General features: G+C 47.3%; 12 protein-coding genes. 7 read left to right on the top strand and 5 right to left on the bottom strand.

What is annotated here, in order from left to right:
* Positions 1-111 precede the first annotated feature (111 nt).
* A complete protein-coding gene (locus QOS01_RS09360) occupies positions 112-795 on the top strand; it encodes an SGNH/GDSL hydrolase family protein (protein WP_283622125.1) in 684 nt (227 codons plus the stop codon).
* A gap of 186 nt (positions 796-981) precedes the next feature.
* On the opposite strand, the gene QOS01_RS09355 is transcribed toward QOS01_RS09360, so the two are convergent.
* The 3 genes from QOS01_RS09355 to QOS01_RS09345 all read right to left on the bottom strand — a co-directional run bounded on the left by QOS01_RS09355 (position 982) and on the right by QOS01_RS09345 (position 2,680).
* Entirely contained in the window at positions 982-1,917 is a 936-nt protein-coding gene (locus tag QOS01_RS09355) for an AEC family transporter (protein WP_283622124.1), read from the bottom strand.
* 109 nt (positions 1,918-2,026) lie between these two features.
* Positions 2,027-2,302 (bottom strand): hypothetical protein, encoded by a 276-nt coding sequence (locus QOS01_RS09350; RefSeq protein ID WP_283622123.1) that lies wholly within the window; start codon positions 2,300-2,302, stop codon positions 2,027-2,029.
* Between the two features lie 105 nt (positions 2,303-2,407).
* Positions 2,408-2,680: a hypothetical protein gene (locus QOS01_RS09345; protein WP_283622122.1), complete on the bottom strand. Its 273-nt coding sequence runs from the start codon at positions 2,678-2,680 to the stop codon at positions 2,408-2,410.
* Positions 2,681-2,771: 91 nt separating this feature from the next.
* Between QOS01_RS09345 and QOS01_RS09340 the strand changes: the two genes are divergently transcribed.
* From QOS01_RS09340 to QOS01_RS09330, 3 genes are all read left to right on the top strand, one after another.
* Entirely contained in the window at positions 2,772-3,011 is a 240-nt protein-coding gene (locus QOS01_RS09340; protein ID WP_283622121.1) for a hypothetical protein, read from the top strand.
* Positions 3,012-3,177: 166 nt separating this feature from the next.
* Positions 3,178-4,683, top strand: a complete 1,506-nt coding sequence (locus QOS01_RS09335) for an ABC transporter substrate-binding protein/permease (protein WP_283622120.1) — start codon at positions 3,178-3,180, stop codon at positions 4,681-4,683.
* Positions 4,684-4,782: 99 nt separating this feature from the next.
* Positions 4,783-4,992: a hypothetical protein gene (locus QOS01_RS09330; RefSeq protein WP_283622119.1), complete on the top strand. Its 210-nt coding sequence runs from the start codon at positions 4,783-4,785 to the stop codon at positions 4,990-4,992.
* A gap of 126 nt (positions 4,993-5,118) precedes the next feature.
* Here QOS01_RS09330 and QOS01_RS09325 read toward each other — a convergent pair whose 3' ends face one another.
* Positions 5,119-8,127 carry a CotH kinase family protein gene (locus QOS01_RS09325; RefSeq protein ID WP_283622118.1) on the bottom strand — a complete coding sequence of 1,003 codons (3,009 nt, stop codon included), beginning with the start codon at positions 8,125-8,127 and terminating at the stop codon, positions 5,119-5,121.
* 143 nt (positions 8,128-8,270) lie between these two features.
* The gene (locus QOS01_RS09320; protein ID WP_283622117.1) at positions 8,271-10,076 is read right to left on the bottom strand and encodes an NlpC/P60 family protein; all 1,806 of its coding nucleotides are present in this window, start codon (positions 10,074-10,076) and stop codon (positions 8,271-8,273) included.
* A 253-nt stretch (positions 10,077-10,329) separates the two neighbouring features.
* On the opposite strand from QOS01_RS09320, the gene QOS01_RS09315 reads away from it, so the two are divergent.
* From QOS01_RS09315 to QOS01_RS09305, 3 genes are all read left to right on the top strand, one after another.
* Positions 10,330-10,815 (top strand): nitroreductase family protein, encoded by a 486-nt coding sequence (locus QOS01_RS09315; protein WP_283622116.1) that lies wholly within the window; start codon positions 10,330-10,332, stop codon positions 10,813-10,815.
* Positions 10,816-10,838: 23 nt separating this feature from the next.
* Positions 10,839-11,081, top strand: coding sequence for a glutaredoxin family protein (locus tag QOS01_RS09310; protein ID WP_283622115.1), 243 nt, complete (start codon positions 10,839-10,841; stop codon positions 11,079-11,081).
* Positions 11,082-11,205: 124 nt separating this feature from the next.
* Positions 11,206-12,618, top strand: a complete 1,413-nt coding sequence (locus tag QOS01_RS09305) for a DHA2 family efflux MFS transporter permease subunit (protein WP_283622114.1) — start codon at positions 11,206-11,208, stop codon at positions 12,616-12,618.
* The last annotated feature ends 527 nt before the right edge of the window (positions 12,619-13,145 follow it).

Genomic DNA, 13,145 nt, shown 5'->3' with positions numbered 1-13,145 from the left:
AGACCTCCTTACTGATGATTTCAGTATAGGAGGTCCTGCTGACAATTTATAGACGTGTCGTTATGGTGTGCTTACGGATAACACCATTAGCTATCGAAAGAAGAGTGATCAATGATGAATGAACACGATTTAGGAATAATTCGGAATGCAGTTTTCCCGTACATGGATAAGCCAATCACCTGTATTGGTGACAGTTTCACTCACGGGGCGGCCGCGCGACCGGACATTCCAAGTTATGTTTCCCGAATGGCTAAGTACTTGGGAACGACGCCGCGTAATACCGGTATTGGCGGAGCAACAATTGCCAAGGGTGAAGATGACCGCGATTTTATCGGCGACCAGATTAGGGACGTAAAAAATCAGGCAGTAATTACCATCTTTGGTGGGACCAACGACTTCGCTGCAAACCGACTGATTGGCACCGTTAAAGATCCCGTTGACAAGGTCACTACCTTTTGTGGGGCCCTTAAGTACATGATCACGAACCTGGCTAAGCAAAATCCGCAAGTCAAGTTCCTACTGATAACCCCAGCCAAGTCTAATCATGCTGAGTGGCGGCTTTATGACGATGACGGCAACCTTCGTAAGAACCAATTGGGAAACACATTTGTTGACTACGTAAATGCAGTTAAAGCGGTTGGCAGCTACTTTGCCATTCCGGTCTTAGATATATTTAATGCCGGTAATTATAACCCATACCTGTTTCCAAATCTTTCACTGGAAGGCCTGCACCCGAACGCGGCAGGGCACGAGCGACTTGCCAAGACAATTGCCTTTAAGATTAATTCTTTATAGGTAGTTATTAAGTCGGTGAATAAATTCAATGACCCTAACAGACGTAAAAATATATTTTTTTCAGTTATGATGTAGATGTAAATAGGAACTAATTTACCAGCTCTAATCAAGTTAGCCTTCAATACCAAGAACAACCAAGCCCCGTGCATTCCTTAGCGAGTGCGCGGGGCTTGGTTGTTGGTTGGATTACCCCCAGAAACTACTGATCCAGTATACGACAGGAATTGTCAATAGGCTGAGGACTGTGGAGACGCTCATCAGAATGGTGGCTGGCTTGGCGTCACCACCGGCCTGCAGGGTGAAGAGGACCACCAGGCCGGCGACCGGGCAGGCGCTGAGGATGACCGTCGTATATAGGGGAATACCGGTGATCTTAAGCACCGCCAGGATGAAGATTCCGATGATGGGGAAGATTAAATTCCGCAGGGCCAGGCTGACCCAGAGGACACGGGGCAATTTGATATTGCTGAGCTTCAGGTTTGCCAGGTTGCTCCCGATAATAATCATTGATAGTGGGGTGAAGGCCGGGCTGGCGTAGTTGATGAAGCTGGCAACCGTGTGGGGGAGGCGGTGGGAAGTCGTAAACATTACCAGCCCGATGATGATGGCAATAATGTTGGGGTTCAGCAGGATCTTCTTCAGCTGGGCCCTCCAGTTACCCCGATTGTGCTGGCCCTGGAAGATGCCAATCCCCTGGGTCCAAGACATCACGTTGAAGCCAATCATCGAGGCCACGGCGTAAAAAACACCAATACTGCCGAAGAGTCCCTGGGCGAGGGGCACCCCCATGAAACCGTTGTTGGAATAACTACTTCCGTAGATGGCGATTTGCTGAAGGTTATGGTCTTCTTCCCGGTGAAAGACGAGCTTGGCAAGCAGGATGGAGGCAAAGTAGGTCAAAAAAACGCCCACAATCAGAATCAAGAGGATGTTGAAGCGGCGTGCCGAAAAGGGTTGTTCAAAGGCCTTGATGATTACCAGCGGTGATAGAAAGTACAGGGTAATGTTCGTCAGGTCATTGATGGACTGGGTGTGCAGGAAGCCCAGTTTGCGGATGAGGGCACCGAGCAGCATCAACAAGAAAATGACGGCAACCTGGTTAAAAAGCTCTGCAATCGACATATCGTAACCCCTTCTCTTAAAAGACTAGTACGTCCATTATAAGGGAAGGGGTAATGATAGGGCAAAATAAAAAAGCTGGGGGATTGTGCTCCACCAGCTTCTTTAACAATTAGTCTTTGAATACGTCCTGGGTCTTCCCGGTCAATGAAATCTTGTCCAGGCCGTTATCCAGTTCGTAGTGGTCTTCGTTGACCTGCTTTTGCCGGTAGCCGGCCTCGGTGAAGGCATTAACTAACTTGGCCATGAACTTGTGCCCGGCCGCTGGCGTTTCGTATACCATGTGGTCCAGGTACATTGGCAGGTCGGCACTTTGCCGAACTAAGGTAATTAGGTAAACTTGCTTATCAGTTTTAGTAATTTCCGAAGTATTTTGCATTAATGACATTCAGATCCCCTCCTCAGTTAATTATACTTTTTTTCACAAGTAATAAAAAGAAGTTGGCCAGGAAAATTTTGCCAACTCCGTCTTTACTAGTTAACTTTTCAAATTTTACTGCCACTTTTCGATTCGCCGCCGGTTGATTCGGAAGCCCTTCACGGCCCAGTTGATCCACCGGGTGATGGTCTTCTTCCCCAGGCTGAGGGGACGGGAAATTACTTCTTCAAAGGTGTCCATATACAGGTTGCCGTACTTGTCAAGGTGGCCAAACTGGTGGTTGTCAATCTTAAACGAGTAGACATCTTCGCCCTTGGTTACCGGATCAATCTCAACATGGTCATTCTTCATTGCTGATAACAACGCTTCGTTAGTCATTGCTTTCATTCAAGTGATTCCCCTTTCGTATTACTTAACTTTATTGTAGAGTTAAATTACGATTAAGTTAAATCAAACGCTGTGAAAACGAGGTGGGAAAATGAATACCGATACTTTCCAAGCCCTGCAAGATTGGCTCTGTGGCCGCCATTATGATATCGAACGCCGTGGTCAGCAATTAATCCTGAAGAGGGGCACGAAGGAGGTCGCCAGTGTGACCCCGCCAGACCGCTACCAGGTTGCGGCGGTCGACATGACCTTCGATGAGTGGGCCGAGTTCAATAAGTGCCTGCGCAACATCCGCCACTACTTAGTGGCCCAGGGTAAGGCAGACAAGTAGATAGTTTGAAATTAGGAGGCTGGCACCCAGTTGCTGGCCTTTTTTGTATATTCGATGGCGTATTCACCAAATGCATGAATAAAAATACTATTTTACCGAAATATATTGCATAATATCCGTTAACGATGTATATTTAAACCGATTATTTTTGAGGAAGGTATTGATTATGAAGAAAATCAAGCAATTATTAATGTTAATCGCCATTATCCTCCCCTTCCTGTTCGCACCAGCGGGTGTATTTGCGGACACCACGATCTCTAGCAGCACCACGAGTCAGGCCGCTAGCCAGCAGAGCAGTGTCGCCGCAATAAAGAAGCGGGGGAAGATTGTCATCGGGACGGCCGCCGATTACCCACCGTATGAGTTCTCCGTTAAGGAAAACGGCGTCAGCAAGCGGGTCGGAATCGACATAGACCTCGGTAAGCAACTGGCTAAGGACCTGGGCGTCAAGGCCGAGTTCAAGGTAATGAACTTTGACTCCCTCCTGGTGGCCCTGGAAAAGCACAAGGTTGATGTTGTCATCGCCGCCATGAGCCCAACTCCGGAGCGGGCCAAGAGTGTTGATTTTTCCAAGGTCTACTATGGTGACAACCAAGATATTGTCATCAACAAGGCCGAAGAGTCAAAGTACAAGAACCTGAAGGACTTTGACGGCAAGGTCATCGGTGCCCAGAACGGGTCCGAACAGTACGACCTGGCCAAGCAGCAGATGAAGGGCGCCAAGCTAAAGGGGCTAGACCGGGTCAACAACTTAATCATTGCCCTCCAGTCACACAAGGTTGACGGGGTCGTAATGGACTCCACCCGGGCCAAGGCCTTTGTGGCTAATAACGACAAGCTGAAGGCTATCAACCCCCACTTCAAGGTGAGTGGCCAGCAGGGGACAGCCGTGGCGGTTGCTAAGGATTCGCCAGGACTGGTTGCGGCCACCAACAAGACAATCACCAAGCTGCAAAAGCACGACACCTTTGACAAGGTTTATGTTCCGCGGGCCGGCAAGTACATGAGCCAGGGGACCAAGCAGAATACCGTTTTGAACTACTGGAACTACTTCGTTCGGGGGATTGTTTACACCCTGATCATCACGGTCTTCTCCGTCTTCTTTGGGTTCATTCTCGGCTTCATCTTCGCAATGTTCCGGCGGTCCAAGAATAAGGTCCTGCACAGCCTGGCCGTTGCCTATATCGAGTTTATCCGGGGAACCCCAATGATGGTCCAGGTAATGTTTGTCTACTTCGGGATTGGTGAAATAATCCAAAACATTCCCGCCCTGGTTGCGGGGATCATCGCCGTTTCCATTAATTCCGGGGCCTACGTGGCCGAAATTATCCGGTCCGGGATTCAGGCTATCAACCACGGGCAATTTGAGGCTTCACGGAGTTTAGGGATGAGTCAGAAACTGACGATGCGGTACGTTATCATGCCCCAGGCCCTGCGGAACATCTGGCCGGCACTGGGCAACGAGTTTATTACCCTGTTGAAGGACAGCTCGATTGTCTCCGTCATTGGGGTATCGGAGCTGATGTACCAGACCCAGCTGGTTCAGTCCGCTACTTACAAAGGTGCATTCCCGCTGTTTATTGCCATGATGATCTACTTCATCCTGACCTTCTCCTTGACCCGGTTGCTAAACTATGGCGAACGGAAGCTGAACCGACCCGGTCGGGGATAGGATTTGTGCCGGTAAGGTTTAAGAATTGCTAAATTACCCGGAAAAATTAACATATTTGGGAAAAAAGCATTATAATGTAAGAAGAAAGGAAGCATAATCATGGAAATTAATGAAGATGCTCTTAAGAACTTCCAAAACTCGAAGTTTGATTTTGTTGATGCCAAAGGTAACGATGTTGATTTTAACAATCTGAGTGACGACACCACCTACACACTTCGTGATGGCGAAACCATTGTTGAAGACGACATGAAGGCCAAGGATGTTGTTGACACTATCAACAATGAGTATGGCAAGACCTTAGATGTCTAATCATTCATTACCATATATGCTAAATTTCGAAATCTTCCCAAGCTATTAAGGTGGGAAGATTTTTTTGGTTTAACAATCCCCCGCGCTCGGTAAATTCCGGGCGCGGGGGATTGTTATGTTATGGAGCTAGGCCAGACCGAAGAAGTGGTCGACGTTGTTGAGACGTTGGCTGATCATATTGTCAAAATCAGTAACGTTAACCGGGTGGGGATGGCGTCCGTTGTTAACACTGATGTCGCTCCAAAGGGTATCATCATTTTGGTAAGCAGCACTACCAACCTTGTTAAACCACTGGTTGAACAAGTTAGTGACGTTGGCCGTGCTTAGAACGTTCTGGCGCAACGCCTGGTAACGATCAATAACGTCTTGCCGGTGGTGCTTGTAAATTGTTAAGAGAAGTCGCTGCTGGTAGTTATTGAGCAGGTCTTCCATGTTAGCATTAATCGACATGGTTTCCCCATTATAAAGGTTGTTCCAGGTCATGTCCAGATCGTAGGGCATCAGGACCCACTTACTACCGGCCTTGCTAATGTAGGTGATATTCTTGGTAATTCCGTCGACATCATTAATTGCCGAGATGAAAGTTAGGTAATCAATCGCGGCCGGGACGTCAAGATACTGTTTCTCTAAGTTATAATATTCGGCATCACTGGCATTAGCTAGTTGATAAAGCTGGTTGAAGCGATCCACGACTGACTGGTCGACTTTCTTTGGGGACCGGTTGTTAAAGGCAGTATCAACAAGGTCGTCAGCGGTAAAAGGTTGGGTGAATGTTGACATATCGGATTGGTTATCACTCAAGGCAATGTTATCTGCCAACTTATCATCAAGGTTATAGAGCTTGTCTTCTTGGTAAGTTTCTAAAACGTATAACCCTTGGTCAAGGTTATTGATACCGAGTTCTAGTGGTAAACCAGCGATTTGACCGTAATTTGGCATATCGTTGACAATTGAATCCGCAAGACCGGACCGGGAGGCTGTGATTTGTTTGAACAGTTCGGCGTTGACGATGTTGAGCCCGGCGGTTGGGTCCGTAAAGCAAGCTTTGAGGTTGAAAGAATTGGTTTTAAAGCCGCTCCCCGGGAGCTTAATTTTTAGTTTCTTGGTCATTGCTTGGTCCTTAAAAAGCTTTAGGCGGTAGCCCTTCTTAGGCCAGGCAATACTACTGTTCCCCTGCCATTTGATCGTTGCCCAACCATCAATACTGGTACCGTCAGTTAGCTTGACACTAATTTGTACCGGCTTGCGGTTATCTTTATTGATACCGGTGAGGTCACCAGTGAAACTAATTTGCCCGATGTGACTATTGGTGTTGTCTTTAATGGTATTGAGAACATTTCCGCTACCGTCAGTGCGGTAAAGGATACCATCGATAATAAAGTTGTTAGCTGCCTGACCCTGGTCGTCATAGTAAAAGGCCTGATTATTATCGCCTAATACCATCCGATTATGCATAAAGCCGTTTGAAATTGGCTGCGTGTAGATATCAGCATAGTTACCTTCACCATCGCTCTGGTCGCTGAAACGAAGGACAAAACTGAGATTTCCTTTAGCCGTTGCTGGCAGTTGAATTGCAGCAGTAAAGCCACTCATTGCGCTATTATAGATTGTCGGGAAAACTGCAGCGACGTCTTGCCGGTATGTCATCGTAACTTGTTGGCGGTTAATTTCATGCCCATCCTGGAGGATAATTACGTAGGCATAATTCTTGCCGACAGCGTTATCGTTGGCATACCAACCGCTGACATTTAGCATGTTCTGGGAATCAATCTGGTAGTTATCAATGTAAGCGGCGTGCTGGTTAAGGGTCATTGCCGGGAACCAGAAGTCGGTATGATCTGCGGCAGTACCGTCATCACCGTTGCCCTGGTTAGAAATCGAGTAACGACTCACTAGGGAATAGGTATGGCCCGCCGTCCAATCAACTTTCCCAAATTGATAGTTGAAACGGGCGGAGTAAGCTGACCGAGTATTTGGATTGGCCTTAGCAACGTCTGGGGATGGATCAGTAGGAACAAGGTCACTAGCAACCTGTGTTTGAGCTGTGTTATCAAAGAGAATAAGGTAGTGATATGGCTGGTAAATAGCGGCATCGTTGGCATGCCAACCACTGACGGTGAGCTGCCCCTTACTGAGATTGTAAGAGTCAAGCCAGCCCTGATTATTCTTTTGCACAGGGGCAAACCAAAAATCGGTTGTGTCATCTCCGTTGCCGACCGGATCATTAGTCCACCGACTGATAATCGAAAGATTCCCCTGGCTATATTGGGGGGTTAGCTTGAAGGTAACGTCAAATCCAGAGTCGTGGGCGTTACCGATTGTGGGGAAAGCCTGGGCGACATCGGGACGCTGCACGGGGGTAACCAGCTGACGAGCAATTTCGTGATTAGACGTCAGATCATAGATAATAATGTAGTGATACTTTTTCCCCATTGCCTGATTACTGGCGTGCCAGCCACCTACGTGGAGGTTGCCATTCTGGTCAGCCGCTAGGGTATCGAGGTTAGCCCGGTTCGTGTTATCGATAATGATTGGGCTGAACCAGAAGTCTGTTCGCTGCCCCTCACCGTTAACGGCATCATTACTGTAACGTGTTACTAAGCTAATGGTATGCCCACTGATATTATTTGGGAGTACGAAGTTAATATCGAACCCGCTAAGCCGACTATTGTTGATATGCGGATAAGCCGCTTGAACGTCGGGGCGCTCTAGTGGGGCAATTCTTTGCCGTGCAATTTCATTTCTGGTGGTGTTATCGTAAAGAATAGCATAACGGTAGCGTTCATTATTACTTTGCCCGCTAGCATGCCAGCCGCTGGCTTGAAATACATTTTGGTTATTTTCATCAGTAGTGACCTGGTAGTGGTCAAGGCACGCGTCGTTAGCGGCATAGTTATTGTTGACAGTTGTTTGATCTAGTGGAACTTCGTTTTCGGTGGTTGCTGTAGCTGGTTGATTTGCCATTACCTCCGTGGAACTAGAACTTACAACTTGGGTCGTAGCTGGTTGATTACTATCTGCGTGCACGTTGGCATGCAGGACCACTGTTCCAATTGTCAATGAAGCGATGGTAATTGCCGTACAGCACCATAATTTACCATGCTTGTAAAGTTTATAATGTCTTTTATCTTCCACAATAAAACCCCCATAATAAAAAAGCAGCGTGTCATGTTTAAATTTTAACATAGGTTATTTTGTAATCGCTACCAAGTGTTTAAAAAAGGAACGGACTTAGCATTGAACGTACTAAGTCCGTTTCTAAATTTATGGATATCTAATTAGAGAACAACGTAGAAGCTTGGTGCGTACCAACGTTGGCTAGCGACCGTTACGGTTTGGCCTGGTTGTGGGGCGTGAACGTAAGTCCCGTTCCCCAGCGAGATGGCCACGTGACCAGGGGTGGTGTCAGAACCGAAGAAGAGGAGGGCACCAAGTGGGGCGTTAGCAACGTCGTAGTGGTGGGCACCCAATGCCTGTTGTTGGTAAGTGGTCCGGGCGCCAAGGCCGTATGCCCATTGGACTAAACCAGAGCAGTCAAAACCAGCTGGCGTGTTACCACCCCAAACGTAAGGAACACCACGCATGGAGAGGGCCCGGTTGACGGCGTTTTGTTGCTTGCTTTGCAGCTTACCATTAGCGTCAAATTGGTAGGTAACACCGTTGATTACCTTTTGACCAGTTGCCTTTTGGCCGGTAACGGGGTCGTAGTAGTAGTCACCTTGCCAACCACTATTGATGGAGTAGTTACCAGAAGTAAAGTCAACGTATTGACTGTTGCCGTCAGCAGAGCTGGAGTAACGGTGCAGGATCCGGATTTCCTTGTGTTGCATGTTAGCTTGAACTGGGATATCAACGCTGAAACCGGATTGGCTAGCATTGGCAATCCAGGAGTAGACATTAGCAACGTCATTCCGGTTGATATTCTTTTGGTTGCCGGTCAATTCAGTCCGGTAGAGTTCGTGGTTGTTAGCGTCCAGGACGATGATAAATTGGTGGTTCATCCCGTTAGCGTTAGTAGCGGCGTGCCAACCAGTGTAATGGATGGTGTTGTTGTTTAATGCGTACCCATCAACGTAACCAGTGTTGGAAGCGTAAGTCTTGGAATACTGGTCACTGTAATTACCGTTCCCATTAACGTCATCAGTGTAGCGCATCAAGATTTGCAGGTTACCGCTCAAAAGGGCTTGGTCAACGTTTAATGTTGTGCTGAAACCACTGTGCAGACTGTTGTAAATCGTGCCCTTAGCCTTAGCAACGTCGGCCCGGTCGGTCAGTTGAACCCGGCTCCGGGTTAATTCCTTGCCATCCTTGAGGAGGATCAGGTAGGCGTATGGCTTCGTTGCAGAAGCGTCGTCGGCCATCCAACCAGTAACTTGAAGACCGTTAGCAGTTTGCTTTACGCTGTCAATGCTGTTGGCCTTTTGTTCCTTACCCAGGTTGATTGGGCCAAACCACTTGTCGAAGTATTGCCCTTCACCATTAGCACCGTTGGAGTAACGGCTAATGATTTGCAGACTATCGTTTAAGTATGGGGTCATATCAAGGTCGAAGGTGTTGTTGAAGCCAGAATATTGGGCATTGTATACACCAGGGTAGACCTTTTGCACATCGTTACGTTGCAGGTTCGTAACTGCCTGCCGCCCCAGTTCCTTGCCTTGAGTTTGGTCGTAAACAATCAGGTAGTGGTCTTGGTAGTTGGCGTCTTTATTAGAAGCGTTCCAACCAGAAACGGTTAACTTACCGTCAGCAATGCTGAAGTTATCCAGGTTACCGTAGTTCTTTTGGTCGGCAGCGGATTGGGCTTGTTGGGCATTCAGGTTGGCATCGGCTGGTTGCCATGCAGGAGTAGCAGTGCTAGTTTGGCTAGCAGCAGATTGTTGTTGGGATGAAGCAGCACTAGTTGCTGTACTGGTAGCAGCTGACGTAACCGCAGTTGTTTGCGCGATAGTGTCAGGGGAAACGGTGTCTGCTTGCGCAACGTGGCCACCGGCTACTAAGCCGACAGCAACGGCAACCGTGGTGATTGCGGCGTAGAACCAGTTCTTGTTGCTCTTGTACATCTTGTAGTGTTTCTTAGTATCCATAAACGTTAAATCGCGACTCCTTTATTTGTTCGTTTGTTAATTTCCATTATATAAGGCTAGCATAAGTGACCGCTTTAAAGGGAAACGTGGGCGGATTGTTATTGGAATGATACATCTTGCAATCGCTTTGTAACTCTATTGCAATATCGTTGCCGTTTGGTAATCTACGGCGGGTGGGTGCTTATTTTTCCTATAATAAGGAAGAAACGATTATAATAGAAAGTAACGTGAGTATGGAAAGGAGCCTTTAATGATGGAAAATCCAATTTTGCAGCGGCGGGCGGTCCGTAAGTACGCGTTAACGCCAGTTGCTGGCCCAGATATTGAGAAAATGGTGGCAGCGTTCGAAGCTGCTCCCTGTAGAATGCACCAGGTTGAAGATATGCAGGCAACGGTGGTAACGGACGAAGCATTGTTGAAGAAAATTGCCACGGCAAGCAGTAACGCCTGCTATGGGGCACCGTTACTGTTCGTGATTTCAACCAAGAAGACGAGTCCGTTTGGTGACCGCGATGCTTCGGCCGCGGCGGAAAACGTCATGGTTCAGGCTGCCGCCCTTGATCTCGGGTCGGTCTACGTGATGAGTGGGGCCCAGACCCTGAATGGTCATCCCGACTTGCTAAAGGAGTTGGGAGTTGATGATGGCTACGCGGTAACGGTAATTGTTGCAATCGGTCACCCAGCCGGCAAGGTTGATACGCCAGACCGGACGCACCGCTATAAGCTAGTTCGTCGTTAAAAGTAATCAAAGGAGGGGGAAGGGTGGCCCAGATTAGAATATTTACCAAGAAATTTTGCCCCGGCTGTACGATGACTAAACAACTGATGGACCGGCTTAAGCTGGAGTACCAGACAATTGACATTAGTGATGACCCGGCGGCGATTGAGGCTTTGCGCGCCCTGGGCTATTACAGTGTCCCCATTGTAATGGTTGACAACGGTAGTAGCGTTGACGGTTGGACCGGCTTTCGACCGGACAAGATTAAGGGGCTCATTAACAGCTAAACTTAATTTTATTAAGTATATATATTTAAATAATAAGGAATGAGCTAAAAACACTTACGAAGGCAAATCGATTCTGATACAGTAACCAACTGTGCAAAAAAAGAATTGATTAAGGAGTGTTTTTATGAGTGAAAAACCACAAGCGCGTCAGCATGTGCGCCATCCTAAATTGGCAATGGTCAGCATGCTGCTTGGCGCATTTGTGGGGATGTTCAGTGAAACATCATTGAACATCGCCCTGCCAAAGCTAATGTTGGCTCTGCATGTTAATACCGGGACCATTCAGTGGCTGGTAACTGGTTACATGCTGGTGATTGGGATTATCCTGCCGCTGTCCAGCCTCCTGTCCAAGTGGTCCACGACACGGCAAATTATTATTTTTGCCCTCTGCGACTTTATTGTCGGGGCAGCAATTTCGGCGATGGGGAGTACCTTTGCGGTTGTCCTAATCGGTCGGATGATTCAGGGGATTGGGACCGGCCTGATTCTGCCGTTGATGTTCGCTGTCGTTATGCAAATCTTCCCACCGCAAAAGATTGGGGCGGTAATGGGTGTCTGTGCCCTGGTAATTATGTTTGCCCCGGCAATCGGACCCACACTAACGGGGTTGATTTTGGCTAAGCTTTCGTGGAACTGGATTTTTTGGCTATTTATTCCGCTCTTATTAATTGCCCTCTTCTTCGCGATTGCTTCGCTGGAAAACGTCGGTAACGTTACCCGGCCGCACATCGATGTCCTGTCGATTTTAGAATCCGCTGTTGGTTGCTCTGGCCTGGTAATTGGGGCCTCACTGTCAAGCCGTGATGGCTGGCTGTCGGAACCTGTTTTAAGTGCCTTGGTAATTGGAATCGTTGTTTTGCTTCTATATATTCACCGACAACTGCACCTTGAAGAGCCGATCCTTAACCTGCGGGTGTTTAAGTACCGTTCCTTTGCAATCGGGGCCACACTAGTGATGCTCGACTTTGGAATTATTTTATCAGCAATGTACCTACTGCCAATGTACATTCAGAACGGTCTGCTGCTTCCAGTTGCTTTAACAGGGATTATTATGCTGCCTGGTGGGGTAGTTAATGCATTGACATCGGCCGTTGCCGGACGGATGTACGACAATATTGGTGCTAAGCGCCCAGCCATGATTGGCTTTATCATTGCCCTGGTTGGTGCAGGGATGTTAGGATGTTCTTCTGCCCGCTCCTCGATTGCCTATGTGATTGCAGCCCACATTATTTTGATGATTGGTTGCCCATTAGCGATGTCGCCGTCACAGACGAGTGCACTGAACTCGCTGCCGGGGATGCAGTCAGCAGATGGTAGTACGATTCTGAATACTATGCAGCAGGTGGTTGGTGCCCTAGCTACGGCGCTGGCTACAAGTTTCTTGGAATTGGGACGGAATGCCGGGGTTGGCTCCTCAGCAGTCCGTTTCACTAACGGGGTTCACTACGGCATTTACTTCACAATCGTACTGGTTATCATTGGATTAGCGCTGACCTTTATGATGCAAGATAAGGCTAATAGTACGGATCTGAAATAAAACAAAAAAGGCCTTGAAATTTAAAGGCAAATAACGTAAAGTAGGTAACTGTTGTCTTACAAATACAGTTATCTACTTTTTTAGTTTTCACAATTTTGTAATAGGCAATTACCTGATACATGGTTTTGAGGACTACATGACATTTAAGTCATATTTATGGTTGACATTAAATAGGCTGGTAGTTATAATTGTGAATGCACTTGTGAGTTAGCAATAAATTAAATCAAATTTGTTGTTGACGAACGGGTGGTAAGATGATATTGTAAGTAAGCTGACCGGTTCGGAAAACGAGTAAAACTTCTTGAAAAAAGTTCTTGACTTTCTTGATGGCCAGATGATATAATTAACCGTGTTGGTTAGCTACTTAGTTAGCTAACCGGTAGACCTTTGAAAACTGAACAAAGTTTCGACGAATCAAATGTGTAGGGTCTCTGGTCACTTCGGTGATTGGAGCAAAACATTTGCGAAGTCAATTCGCTTAATTAATTTAAATTAGAGCTATTCAAGTTCTTATATTTTATATGAGA

It is taken from the genome of Limosilactobacillus avium (assembly GCF_947381485.1).
In the GTDB taxonomy this organism is placed as follows: Bacteria; Bacillota; Bacilli; order Lactobacillales; family Lactobacillaceae; genus Limosilactobacillus; species Limosilactobacillus avium.
Note: the sequence above shows the minus strand (reverse complement) of the source record. Positions and strands in the feature narration are given on the sequence as shown.

Bases quoted from the DNA above. Each gene is read 5' to 3' on its own strand.
- QOS01_RS09360 (WP_283622125.1), top strand. From the start codon at position 112: ATGATGAATGAACACGATTTAGGAATAATTCGGAATGCAGTTTTCCCG.
- QOS01_RS09355 (WP_283622124.1), bottom strand. From the start codon at position 1,917: ATGTCGATTGCAGAGCTTTTTAACCAGGTTGCCGTCATTTTCTTGTTG.
- QOS01_RS09350 (WP_283622123.1), bottom strand. From the start codon at position 2,302: ATGTCATTAATGCAAAATACTTCGGAAATTACTAAAACTGATAAGCAA.
- QOS01_RS09345 (WP_283622122.1), bottom strand. From the start codon at position 2,680: ATGAAAGCAATGACTAACGAAGCGTTGTTATCAGCAATGAAGAATGAC.
- QOS01_RS09340 (WP_283622121.1), top strand. From the start codon at position 2,772: ATGAATACCGATACTTTCCAAGCCCTGCAAGATTGGCTCTGTGGCCGC.
- QOS01_RS09335 (WP_283622120.1), top strand. From the start codon at position 3,178: ATGAAGAAAATCAAGCAATTATTAATGTTAATCGCCATTATCCTCCCC.
- QOS01_RS09330 (WP_283622119.1), top strand. From the start codon at position 4,783: ATGGAAATTAATGAAGATGCTCTTAAGAACTTCCAAAACTCGAAGTTT.
- QOS01_RS09320 (WP_283622117.1), bottom strand. From the start codon at position 10,076: ATGGATACTAAGAAACACTACAAGATGTACAAGAGCAACAAGAACTGG.
- QOS01_RS09315 (WP_283622116.1), top strand. From the start codon at position 10,330: ATGGAAAATCCAATTTTGCAGCGGCGGGCGGTCCGTAAGTACGCGTTA.
- QOS01_RS09305 (WP_283622114.1), top strand. From the start codon at position 11,206: ATGAGTGAAAAACCACAAGCGCGTCAGCATGTGCGCCATCCTAAATTG.